The sequence below is a fragment of the Thiothrix winogradskyi genome (assembly GCF_021650935.1).
GTDB lineage: Bacteria > Pseudomonadota > Gammaproteobacteria > Thiotrichales > Thiotrichaceae > Thiothrix > Thiothrix winogradskyi.
In genome coordinates this window covers 30,215-42,148 of sequence record NZ_CP091244.1, presented here as the reverse complement: position 1 = coordinate 42,148, position 11,934 = coordinate 30,215, and the positions used below count along the sequence as shown (strand labels likewise).

Sequence of the window (11,934 nt, the reverse complement as noted above, 5' to 3'; positions counted from 1 at the left end):
CGCCCATCGCGCACGTGTATGAAACGACCGGGTAGGGTCGCGCCTTGTCAGGCCGGTATCGGACTTATCAGGTTTAACCTGCTTACCGTTGCGAGGGCAGTGTGGGGCTTGCACCCACTTCCCGTTTAACTTTGTGTCAACGACAAAGCACCTGAACAGCGCGGCAAACTACGGGATTATGTCGGCAGAGTCAAATCATGCGTCGTTATTTTGTTATTCGTGCGGGGGCATTGCCACGGCGGCGTGTGGCGGAGCTTGCTGACATCGTGCTGTAATGAAGAAACCCCTCCTAACCTCCCCTTATCAGGGGAGGAACAAGACGGTGCGGCTTCTTTCTTGCTCCCTTCCCTGATAAGGGGAGGGCTGGGGAGGGGTTTCTTACCAACGTTGTGACCAGAAATTCCCATTGTGGAAATAATGCACGTAATCGCCAATCATCACGCTGCGGTCATTCTGCGGGTAGCTCCAATATTCTTCACGCCCGCGCTCAGTAATCAGCGGGGGCAACTGACGGATCTTCTTGGCAGCTTTGTCCACTTCAAAACGGTATAGCCCGGTTTGGGTGTGACCGTAATAATCAGACGGTTGCCCCTGCATTCCTGCTTGCGGGGTATCGTGCAACTTGATCGGCAACGCCACCCGCAAATCCGTCCCCACCGGCAATGTAGTCACCGCATGGTGATCGTGCAGCGCGGCGGAATCGGTGCCGCGTTTGCCGAGAATCAGCTTATCGACTTCCTTCATCTCACCCGGTTTGCTGGTGTCGAACAGGGAAAGTTTCATGCCTTGATACCATGCGCCCCGGAACTCACCCTGTGGGTCGGGCAGCGCATCTTTACCAATGCCCAGCAGCAAGTGTTTGCCGACGGGGTGCAGGTAGTCAGAGAAGCCGGGAATTTCCAACTCACCCGCGATGTACGGATCTTGTGGGTTGGTCAAATCCAGCACATACAGCGGGTCAGTGCTGCGGAAGGTGATTAAATACGCCTGATCACCGACAAAGCGGGAGGCGTAAAGCTGTTCTTCGGGTTTGCCAATGTGTTGCGGGCGTTTGCGGTTGGGCAATTGTGATACCAGTTGCAAACCGTCTGTGCCGCCTTCTTTGAGGATGCTGAGGATACCGGGGGATTTGCCGTAAGGGGCGGTAATTGCCATTGATGGGTCACTGAATTGGTCATTTTGGGTAATGACGCGCAGATAACCATCCTGTTCGCTGAAACGGAATGAGGCTTCCTGCCCGCTCAAATGCCCCGGCACGGAGCCGCTACCACGGTAAGCAATGTCAGTGCCGGTGAAAGCAAACTTGTGAATGCCGGTATTGCTGCGAGCGCCTTGTGCTTGGTTGTATTGGTAATCGGTGGTGGCGAGGTAGAGCGCTTGCGGTGAAGCGTACAAGGTTTCGGTATTGCCCACGTAGCAACGGCTCTTGAAGCGGAAATCGGTGGCGTTCAAGTCGATTGCGACCACGCTGATAATATTGTTGCTGTAATAGCCGGAATCCGCATCAGCCGTCTTGGGTGGACGGTTGACGTAGCAATCATCCGCCGTGACCAATGCGCCTGTTTTACCATCAGCGGTGCGATAGGTAGGCAGAAAGTCTTGTGCGGTGAGTTTATCCAGCCCGCTATTCATGTTGATGTGTGGGTAACTTTGCAGCACCAAATACAGCGTATCATCGACGCGGCGACTGGCGTTGAGATTGCCATCCAATTGCACTTTTAGGGTGGACGCGGCTTTTTCAGGCTGGCGCACGTCGATGTAGTTCAATTCGGTTTGTTGCGGACGCGGCATCATGTAAGGTGGTGGCATCATACGCGCTGTTCCGGCGGGCATTGGCATGGGAACAGGCATGGCTTGATACGCATTGCCCAGCGTCACCAAGCGGCGTTGTTTACCGGCGAGGTAAAGATTTTGCAGGCTGCTGCCTTCGGGCAGGGTCAGGCGTTTGACTTCTTGTAGGTTTTTGCCGCCGTCGTTGATCTGCATAATCCGCAGGGTGTTGTCTTGGTAATTCTGGTTGTTGGGTGCGCCGATCGCGTAGACATGGCGACCGTCGGTTTTAATGAGATCAGCTTCATCGACCCCGCGTTCTTGCAGATTGGTGGTGGAAAAAGCAGGCGTTCTGGCAGCACCGGATGCGGCAGCCGGTGCAGGCGCTGCCATCGCGACTGGTGCGCCCATTGCTGGGGAATATTGCGGCTGCTGGTACGATTTCAGCAGGTAATCGCGTAATTCCGCCGCGCTGGTTTTTTTCAATCCGCCGGTTTCATTATCAACCGGTGCGTCTAACGAGGCGCAGGAAACCAACCAAGGTACACACAGTACGGGTAAAAAGCGGGCGAATGTTGACGTTTTCATGGCGACTCCCTTGTTTGCATTTTATCTCGCTTATGATCATATTCTAGTCCAACAGTTCCATTGTGAAGGTGATATACCGCATGAATCCCGTGTTTTGGCGTTGTCCGTTATGTAATGAATCGCTGACTTTGGTTGAGCGCAGTCTTGTCTGTGCCAACCGCCACAGTTTCGACCGTGCGAAAGAAGGTTACGTGAACCTGCTGTTGGTTAACCGCAAGCATTCGGCTGATCCCGGTGATAATAAAGCGATGTTGGATAGCCGTCGCTATTTCTTGCAACAGGGATTTTACGCGCCGTTAGCAATGGCATTGGGGGCGGCGATTCGTGAGCATTTCCCTGACACTGAGCAGGCGTTGACCTTGTTGGATGCCGGTTGTGGCGAAGGCTATTACCTCAACCAATTGGTGCAATCCCTCGGTGCTAATGTGCAAGGTTATGGCACGGATATTTCGCGGGCGGCAATGCGGCTGGCGGCGAAACAATACCCCGCATTGTCATTCGCGGTGGCTTCCAGCTTTGCTGTGCCGTTGCCGGATGCGTCGGTGGATGTGTTGGTGCGCGTGTTTGCGCCTGCCTCTGAAGCCGAGATTGTGCGCGTATTGAAACCGGGCGGGTTGTATTTGTGGGCATACCCCGCCGCCCAGCATTTGTTCGAGCTGCGCCAGTTGATTTACGACACGCCGCAACCGCATACGGTGGAAGTATTGCCGCCGCTGGAAAATATGCGAGAATGCCCGCCGTTGGCAGTCAGTTACCCTATTACCTTGTCGGATCAGGCAAACATAGCAGCATTGTTGCACATGACCCCGTATTACTGGTCAGCAAGTGCCGCAAAACAAGCCGATTGCCATCACTTAGCGTCATTGGATTTGACGGTGGATTTTGCCGTGCGGATGATGCGTAAACACCTTAACTGAGCGGAGAGCTATGCCCATGATACTGATTCACGATGTGATCGATACTGTAAAACGCCGTAATCCACACGAGCCGGAATTTCACCAAGCGGTGCATGAAGTGCTGACCTCGCTGGAGCCAGTGTTGGCTAAGCGCCCGGATTTACGCGATGCGGGAATTTTGCAACGCATGGTCGAGCCGGAACGCCAAGTCATTTTCCGTGTGCCTTGGGTGGATGATGCGGGGCAGGTGCAGGTGAATCGCGGGTTTCGCATTCAATTCAATAGCGCGATTGGCCCTTACAAAGGCGGCTTGCGCTTTCACCCTAGCGTGAATGTCAGTATTTTGAAGTTTTTGGGCTTTGAACAAGTGTTCAAAAATGCGCTGACCACTTTGCCGATGGGTGGAGGCAAGGGCGGTGCTGATTTTGACCCCAAAGGCAAATCGGATGCGGAAGTGATGCGTTTTTGCCAGTCGTTCATGACCGAATTGCAGCGGCACATTGGCGCGGAAACGGATGTGCCTGCCGGTGATATTGGTGTGGGGGCGCGTGAAGTTGGTTTTATGTTTGGGCAATACCGCCGGATTCGCAATGAGTTCACTGGGGTGTTGACGGGCAAAGGGATCGGCTGGGGTGGCTCGCTGATTCGCCCGGAAGCCACGGGTTACGGGGCGGTGTACTTCGCAGAAGCTATGCTGCATACCCGGCATACGACATTGGAAGGCAAGGTGTGTACCGTTTCCGGTTCCGGCAATGTGTCGCAATACACGGTGGAAAAATTGAATGAAAAAGGGGCAAAAGTCATTAGCTTGTCGGATTCTGGCGGCACCATTTACGACCCCGCAGGCATTGATGCGGAGAAGTTGGCGTGGGTAATGGAACTCAAGAATGTGCGGCGCGGGCGTATTAGCGAATACGCTGAGCAGTTTTCCGCTGAGTATTTACCCGGTAAGAACCCGTGGGAGTTGCCGTGTGATTGCGCGTTCCCGTGCGCAACCCAGAATGAAATTACCGCCGATGATGCCGCCACCTTATTGGCAAATGGTTGCACACTGGTGTGCGAAGGCGCGAATATGCCGAGCACTTTGGAGGCGATAGAGCGTTTCCAAGCGGCGCGGATTTTGTTTGCACCGAGTAAGGCGGCGAATGCAGGCGGGGTGGCAACATCGGGGTTGGAGATGAGCCAGAATGCGCTGCGCATGAGTTGGACACGCGGTGAAGTGGATGCCAAATTGCATTCGATTATGGTCAATATTCACCAGCAATGCGTGGATACGGCAGCGTCTTACGGGCAAGCGGGTAATTACGTGGCAGGGGCAAATATTGCCGGTTTTGTGAAAGTAGCCGATGCGATGTTGGCGCAAGGGGTTATTTAATGTCGAAAAAACGCGCCATCCCCATCTTTGACCACCCCATTATCGAAACCCATTGCCATCTGGATTATCTGGAAGGTGACGCGCTGGAAACAGCCTTGCAATCCGCCCGCGAGGTGAATGTCGAACGTATTATCACCATTGCGGTTTCCCCCGATAATCTGGAAAAAGTGATGGCGTTGGCGCAGCACTACCCGCAAGTGTGGGGGACGCAAGGCATTCACCCCCACGATGCCAACGATTACAGCGATGCGGTGGATGCGCAAATTCGCGCCAATGCCGTGCACGCGAAAATACTGGCGATTGGCGAAATTGGTCTGGATTACCATTACGACTATTCGGATCGTGCCAAACAGTGTGAAGCGTTTGAGCGGCAGTTACAGATGGCGATTGATCTGGCGTTGCCGATAGTGGTGCATACCCGCGAGTCGGATGCGGACATGGAAGCGATTTTGCGCAACTTCGTCGGGCAAATGCCGAAGCGTGGGGTGATTCACAGTTTCACATCGGGGCAAGCGTTGGCGGAATATTGCCTTGGCGAAGGTTTCTGTCTGGGCTTCAATGGTATCAGCACGTTTAAAGCGGCGGAAAATGTGCGTGAGATTATTGCGCTTACGCCCGTCGAACAGATTTTGTTGGAAACCGATGCGCCGTATTTGACCCCAATTCCCTACCGTGGGCATAAGAACGAGCCGAAATACTTGCCGTTTATTGCGGAGCATGTGGCGCTGGTGAAGGATGTGCCGTTGGAAACGCTGTTGCCGCAGGTGTGGAAGAATAGCGTGGAAGTGTTTTTCAGTGGGGTGTAAGGCATCGAAAGCGACGATTCCGCAGTGTATTGCGGAATAGTCTTGACGATTTCTCAACGTACTGCGGAATTGTCATGGCTTAACCAAAAAGTGCTGCACTATGTGCATACAATCAGGCAGGAGTCGTTATATGCAAGCTGTCGAAGTCTACACCGCCCGCGATTTGCGCAACCGTTCTGGGGAGTTATTGCAACATGCCCACGATGGTAATATCAGCATCATTACCAAGCACGGCAAACCCTCTATTTTAGCAATCCCGTTTGATGCTCATTTATTACAACATGGCATTCACCGCGTTATCGCTTTACACATGGTGCAATCCCATCAGTTGACGTTGGCACAAGCTGCTAAGTTTGCGGATATGGATTTGTCATCCTTTATCGAATTGCTTGGTGCAAGCGGCATTGATGCGGTGGACTATCCGCCCGAAGAACTCGAACGCGAACTGGAGGATGCGCTTGCTGCCTGTGATCATTGCTGATGCTAGCCCGCTGATTGGTTTGGCAAAAATTGGCAGATTGAATCTGCTTCAACACCTTTACCAGACTGCTGATGTATTGTGGTAGTGTTTAATAAAACAGTTAGGGGCGGCACCGAGTTTCTCCCTGATACCATGCACGACAATTTCATTACAAAGGACGCAATTTGTGAAAACATTTTTGAATTCAATTGGGCTGATTCTGACGATTATTGGAGTGTACGTGATCTACATTAACTCTCCAATTAACGAGTCAGAAATCGTTGCTGCACCTATAACCGATGACTCAACAGAACTTCAAGAATCCACTAGTAAGAAGAATAGATTTATGAAATTTGGTGTATATATAGTGATCATTGGGACGGTTTTACAACTTATCAGTAATTTTATTCCTTCTGAGAATTAGTCATACAAACTCTGCAACCACATCTCCAATGCCGCCATGTGCCACAGCTTACTGCCCTGAATCCGCGTCAAATGCGCTTCAGGTTGAGCAATCACCTTGTCAATATAACTACGCTGATACAAACCCCGTTCCCGACACGCTTGCGAATCCAGTAAATCGCGCATCATTTCCAGAAACTCGCCGCGCACAAATTTGAGGGCAGGCACGGGGAAATACCCCTTGGGGCGGTCAATCACGCTATCCGGCACTAGCCCACGCGCAATCTGTTTCAGCACATACTTACCGCCATCGCGCAACTTCAATTCAGTCGGCATTTGCGCCGCCAGTTCCACCAACTCGTGATCGAGGAACGGCACACGCGCTTCCAGCCCCCATGCCATCGTCATATTATCCACGCGCGCTTGACCGGATCATCGACGATGAAAGTCGTCACGTCAGCGCGTAACACCGCATCCAGTGTTTCTTCTGCATCTGCCGATTCCAGCAATTCGCGCACTAATTCGCCCGTGTAATCGCGGGTTTGGAACGGGGTTTGCAGCATTTCCGCCATCTCGCGGTGGTCGCGGTCGAAATAATACGGCGCGAGGCGTTGCAGCATGTCGGGGTTTTTGTCGGCGTGGGCTTGCGGATACCAGAAATAGCCGCCGAAGACTTCATCCGCGCCTTGCCCTGATTGCACCACTTTCACGTGCTTCGACACCTGTTCGGAGAGCAGGTAAAAGCCAATCGCATCTTGCCCAAACATCGGTTCTGCCATGTTTGCCACCGCTTCTGGCAGGCGTGACAGCGTTTGTTCGTTGGGGATGTGGAATTTGTGGTGCTTGGGCTGGAAGCGTTCCACCACCGCGTCGGAATATTCGTATTCGCTGCCTTTTTCTTCCGGCTGATCGTCGAAACCGATGGTGAAGGTGCGGATGTCTTGGATACCGATTTCAGACAGTAAACCGACCAACAAGCTTGAATCCAAGCCGCCGGACAGCAGTACGCCCACAGGTACGTCGGCGATATTATTGCGGCGGCGCACGGCGGTTTTCAGCGATTCGTGTACGGCGTCGATCCACTCCTGTTCGGAACGCGCTTCGGCAGGGCGACGTGCCACCAGATTCCAGTAACGTTTCAGCTCTTGCCGCCCGTCGGCGTGGATGGTGAGGCTGTGCGCGGGTTGCAGCTTGCGGATGCCGTTCAATACGGTGCGCGGTGCTGGCACAACGGCGTGCAGCGAAAACAGGTTGTGGATCGCCAGCGGGTCGAGGCTGGTATCAATCCCCGGCGTGGTCAGCAGGGCTTGCGTGTTGGAGGCAAAGCGGAAACTTTTACCGTCAGCAGCGTAGTACAGCGGCTTGATGCCCATGCGGTCACGCGCCACGAACAGCGTTTTCTTGCGCATATCCCAAATGGCGAAGGCGAACATCCCCAGCAAATGCTTGGGCGCGTCTTCGCCCCATTCGGCGTAGGCTTTGAGGATGACTTCGGTATCGCCTTCCGAGAAGAAATGATGCCCGCGAGCCTTCAATTCCGCCCGCAATTCGGGGTGGTTGTAGATCGTGCCGTTGAACACCAGTGCCAAGCCGGATTCGATGTCGACCATCGGCTGGCTGGATTTGTACGACAGGTCGATGATGGCAAGGCGGCGATGCCCAAACATCAAGCCACCGTCGGAAAAGCTGCCTGCGTGGTCGGGGCCGCGCTTTTCCAGCTTCGCCATCATGCTGTTGAGGTATTTCAGTTCGGGGAGTTGCCCGTCGAGGCGTAGTTCACCGCAGATGCCGCACATGGGAGTTCCTTTTTATCCGTTAAACTTCTGCCATGCAGTGTGCCATAGCAAAATCAATAAATCTAAATGACTCAGCTCCCCATGTCGTCCTAGAAGCCGCTCATGAAAAATCCGACAGACTGTACTTTATTATAGGATATTTTAGCATTAAAATTGGTGTGATTATGCATTTGAAGAGATTGACGTGCTTTCTATTATAGGATGGTAAGCTATATGGGTTTCAATGTTCCTAATGTATTATAAAAATTACATGTTTAATAAAAATCAAAGAGGCTTAAATAATGGAAGATCATCGGCAAAGCACGAATGGATTTATCGGGATGATTTTTTTGGCGATAATTATGCTCGCATTCTTAAGTGGCTGTGGTAAGTCAAGGGAAGAGATTTTAAGTGAAGAAGTTAGACGGTTGAACTCAAATATAGAGGTGTTAGAAGAGAGAAATAATGAATTGGAATCAGAAGTAAAAATTTCAAATAATGAGGTTCAGGTTTTAGAAAAGCAAAGTGAAAAACAAAAATCAGACCTTAAGAATGAATATGAAGTGCAGTTTAAAAATGAGATAACTAAAAGTATCAGGGATGAGTATCGATGGACTGCTGTGAAAAATGCATCTATTATTTTGTTAGTCATGTCAATGCCATTGTTTTTCCTTTACTATGAAAATATAAAGAAAAGTAAACAGCTAAAGAAAGATGCTATTGATTTGATTAATGAACTAAAGATTCATAAAGATGATTTGGATAGCAGGTATAGTGAAAAGGTTTCAGAAAATAAAGCTATCCTTGATGGATATCAACGGCGGCTTGATATGCTATTGAGCAAAGAAAATCAAATAACTGAGGGGCGAAGATCAGAAAAAGAAGAAAAAATCAGACTGTCGAATAGAATTCTAGATATTCAAGATATATTAAACCAATCAAGAACGAAAATTGTTGGTTGACCAATAAATTAAAATTGAGGTGGAGATTATGTCGGTGCCAATTTCAATTGCAAAAAAAATTCTCGTATCCGAATCCATAAAGCAAGCTATTTTTGTTATAGGAGGATTAGTCAAAAATAAGCAGGAGCATAAAAATTATATTGAAGAAAAAAGTCAGGATCACCTCAATCATACTGAAAAGGAAGATCAGAATCACCGTCATCATACTGAAAAAACAGATCAGGAACACTGTAATTATATTGAAAAACAACAACAGTCTAATAACAATGAAATCATAAAATCAGCGCTCTATACTAATAGTTATCTCATCAAAAAATCATTTGAAAACTCAACTAAAAGAGAAGAGGAAGATAGAAGAAAGATAACTGAATGCATGGACAGAACCATTCAGGAAATTGAAAAAAGAAACGATGATAATATGAAATTTATGAGTCAGTTGTACTTTCAAAGGGAGGAGTTTTTTAATAAAATAATTGATGCGGCAGAACAGGTTAGTTATGAAATACAATACTCTTCAGAAGGTGCTGAAGATGCATTTTACGAAAGTGAAAGCATAAAGTTAAAAAAGGCAAAAATCAAGAATTATTATGGGGGGCTAGAAAAACTTTGCAAAAAAGCAGAGGTTTCAATAATAAGACTACAGCATGATATTGATAGTATTGAAAGATCTCTTATTAAGTCTGATGGGGCATACGAGCAAATCATCGATCAATGTCCAGCTATTAGAGATGGGCTGCTGACTGACAGTTTTTTTAAATATGCAGACTTTGTTTTAAAAAAGCATTTGCTTAAGATTAAAAAAGAAATAGAACTAATTGAGATTATAGAAGATAAAGATCGCATTGAAGGTGATTTGAAAAATGCAAAAGAGATATTGGATGAATTAGAATATTGCGAACAGAATAATCTTTATAAACTTATAGCTAATGTTACTTCGGTCAGAAAACTGAGTGGTGTGATGCATATGGGAAAGAAAATCAATCAGAGAAATGAAACCGATGGCATCATTGATGGCGCTATAGCCCGACCTTTGCTGGAGCATATAGAAAGCTGATAAATTTTCGTAAATTCTAGGCGTTAAAAAATTAATGAAATGTGTCATGAAAGCAATCTAGTTAATCTAGTCTTGTAATTGTGAATACTTCTGATCTATAGTTTATGTACATAATCACGTACAGGTTTCCGTCATGAATGCCATTTCCTACACCGCTGTGCGAGCGGATCTCGCTAAAACGATGGATCGAGTCTGCGAAGATCACGAACCCGTCATTATTACGCGCAACCGCGAGCAAGCCGTGGTGATGATTTCGCTGGAAGATTACAAAGCGATGGAAGAAACTGCGTATTTATTGCGTAGCCCTGCCAATGCCAGCCGCTTGCTGGAGTCCATTGCGGAATTGGAGCGTGGTCAGGGGCAAGTGCGTGAGTTGATTGAATGCGAATAATCTTTTCATCCAAAGCGTGGGAGGATTATGTGCATTGGCAACAAGCCGACAAGAAAATACTCAAGCGTATCAATGATCTGATCAAAGCGATTTCGCGTGATCCGTTTGACGGTATCGGCAAGCCCGAACCGTTGCGGCACGGGCTTTCTGGCTATTGGTCACGCCGTATCAATGATGAACATCGGTTGGTCTACAAATTGGAAGGCGAGGACTTGCTGATAGCGATGTGTCGGTATCACTATCAATAAGCATAAATCCTAGTTCGTTAAACGCTTCTGTAATTCTTCCTGCAACTTCTGCATCAAGAGTTCTTCCACGGTTGGTTGCGGTGGCTGTTGTGGTGGGAGTTGTTGCTGTGGCAATTCTTGTGGTACTTGCGCCTGCCCGCTGACACCACGAATGTTGAAGGTGTGGGTGAGCACTTGCCCTGGCGGTACAGTCAGGGATTTGTAGCCCTGAAACCCTTGGTAATCAAAGCTGACCACGAATTCTTGCGCGGGCAAACTGAGTTCGGTGAGCGACACATTATTGACCCGCTCGACCACTGAGCCGTCTAAACGCGCAATGGTGAAATTAACCGGTATCGGTGTGCCATCGTCGGCGGATAAGGCGACTACCCGGAGTCTGCCTTGTGCGGCAGGCGGCGCAGGCGTTGGCGCTGGTCTGATAGGTTCGGGTTGGCGCGGTGGTGCAGCAACCGGAGCGGGAGCAGGTGCAGCAGCGGCGAGGGCAGGCAAGGGAAAGATTTCATTGACCACTGCACCGTCAGGAACGTCGATCGTGCGTGACAGGCTGGCGTAACCTTCGGCGCGTACCGTGATTTTATATTTGCCGGGTTTGAGCGTGAACGCGGCTTTGTTGGTGTACATGGCTTTATCCAGATTCACGCCGTTGGCTTGTTGCACGTAAACATTCGCCTTGATCGGTTTGCCGGTTTCAGTTTGGGTCACAATTTCCAGCGTGCCGGTTTTGCCAACAACAGGCGGTGCGGGTGTTGGTGCAGGTGCTGGCGTGGTAGGCAGGGTTGTGGTGACTTCATCAGCAGGGGGTTGTGGGGCTGGTTTGGCGGGGGCAGCGGGGGGCGTTTCCGTTGTGTCTTTGGCATCGGGTTCGCCAACCAATTCCACGGTATTGTCTTCGGCTTCTGCTGGGGCAGGTTTGTCATTCAATGGGCGGGTAAAAATGCTACTGTCACCGATCGCATCGGGTGAGGGCAGGTTGGCATTGGGCATGACCAGCGGTTGTTCCCAGTTTGCTGCACTCGGCGGGGCTTCTGCCGGATTGGGGGCAAACAGGCTTTTGATACCAATCAGGGCGAAGATGACCAGCACTGCGCCGATGACCCATTTTACGATTCCGCTCATGTTGAATTCTCGTTAGTCGTGTGATGTGTGGAGGATAGCAGAAAGTTGCTGCTTACCCATTCCATTGATCGGGCGAAAGGTATTTTTGCGC

10 protein-coding genes, 1 pseudogene and 1 riboswitch are annotated in these 11,934 nt (G+C 49.8%); of the genes and pseudogenes, 8 read left to right on the top strand and 3 right to left on the bottom strand.

Annotated features, from left to right (window positions below):
- Nucleotides 1-33: 33 nt before the first annotated feature.
- A riboswitch (cobalamin riboswitch) is annotated at nt 34-171 on the bottom strand.
- A gap of 207 nt (nt 172-378) precedes the next feature.
- Entirely contained in the window at nt 379-2,358 is a 1,980-nt protein-coding gene (locus L2Y54_RS00230) for a beta-propeller domain-containing protein (protein ID WP_236499008.1), read from the bottom strand.
- 80 nt (nt 2,359-2,438) lie between these two features.
- Here L2Y54_RS00230 and L2Y54_RS00225 point away from each other — a divergent pair, with 80 nt between their 5' ends.
- The 4 genes from L2Y54_RS00225 (at nt 2,439) to L2Y54_RS00210 (ending at nt 5,916) form a co-directional block, all read left to right on the top strand.
- A complete protein-coding gene (locus L2Y54_RS00225; protein ID WP_236499007.1) occupies nt 2,439-3,275 on the top strand; it encodes a putative RNA methyltransferase in 837 nt (278 codons plus the stop codon).
- A gap of 16 nt (nt 3,276-3,291) precedes the next feature.
- Nucleotides 3,292-4,629 carry an NADP-specific glutamate dehydrogenase gene (gene gdhA / locus L2Y54_RS00220; RefSeq protein WP_236499006.1) on the top strand — a complete coding sequence of 446 codons (1,338 nt, stop codon included), beginning with the start codon at nt 3,292-3,294 and terminating at the stop codon, nt 4,627-4,629.
- The gene (locus L2Y54_RS00215; protein WP_236499005.1) at nt 4,629-5,435 is read left to right on the top strand and encodes a TatD family hydrolase; all 807 of its coding nucleotides are present in this window, start codon (nt 4,629-4,631) and stop codon (nt 5,433-5,435) included. The genes gdhA and L2Y54_RS00215 overlap by 1 nt, the downstream gene beginning before the upstream one ends.
- A gap of 130 nt (nt 5,436-5,565) precedes the next feature.
- A complete protein-coding gene (locus L2Y54_RS00210) occupies nt 5,566-5,916 on the top strand; it encodes a type II toxin-antitoxin system prevent-host-death family antitoxin (protein WP_236499004.1) in 351 nt (116 codons plus the stop codon).
- Nucleotides 5,917-6,315: 399 nt separating this feature from the next.
- On the opposite strand, the pseudogene L2Y54_RS00205 reads toward L2Y54_RS00210, so the two are convergent.
- Nucleotides 6,316-8,093: pseudogene (locus L2Y54_RS00205) on the bottom strand (N-acetylglutaminylglutamine amidotransferase).
- Nucleotides 8,094-8,374: 281 nt separating this feature from the next.
- Between L2Y54_RS00205 and L2Y54_RS00200 the strand changes: the two are divergent.
- The 4 genes from L2Y54_RS00200 (at nt 8,375) to L2Y54_RS00185 (ending at nt 10,727) form a co-directional block, all read left to right on the top strand.
- Nucleotides 8,375-9,034 (top strand): coiled-coil domain-containing protein, encoded by a 660-nt coding sequence (locus L2Y54_RS00200; protein WP_236499002.1) that lies wholly within the window; start codon nt 8,375-8,377, stop codon nt 9,032-9,034.
- Between the two features lie 28 nt (nt 9,035-9,062).
- Nucleotides 9,063-10,088, top strand: a complete 1,026-nt coding sequence (locus L2Y54_RS00195; RefSeq protein WP_236499001.1) for a hypothetical protein — start codon at nt 9,063-9,065, stop codon at nt 10,086-10,088.
- A 133-nt stretch (nt 10,089-10,221) separates the two neighbouring features.
- Nucleotides 10,222-10,479, top strand: coding sequence for a type II toxin-antitoxin system Phd/YefM family antitoxin (locus L2Y54_RS00190; RefSeq protein WP_093064688.1), 258 nt, complete (start codon nt 10,222-10,224; stop codon nt 10,477-10,479).
- The gene (locus tag L2Y54_RS00185) at nt 10,470-10,727 is read left to right on the top strand and encodes a Txe/YoeB family addiction module toxin (RefSeq protein WP_236498999.1); all 258 of its coding nucleotides are present in this window, start codon (nt 10,470-10,472) and stop codon (nt 10,725-10,727) included. Before L2Y54_RS00190 ends, L2Y54_RS00185 begins: the two co-directional genes overlap by 10 nt.
- A gap of 9 nt (nt 10,728-10,736) precedes the next feature.
- Here the strand turns inward: L2Y54_RS00185 and L2Y54_RS00180 are convergent, their stop codons facing one another.
- Entirely contained in the window at nt 10,737-11,843 is a 1,107-nt protein-coding gene (locus tag L2Y54_RS00180; RefSeq protein ID WP_236498998.1) for a PEGA domain-containing protein, read from the bottom strand.
- Nucleotides 11,844-11,934: the final 91 nt, after the last annotated feature.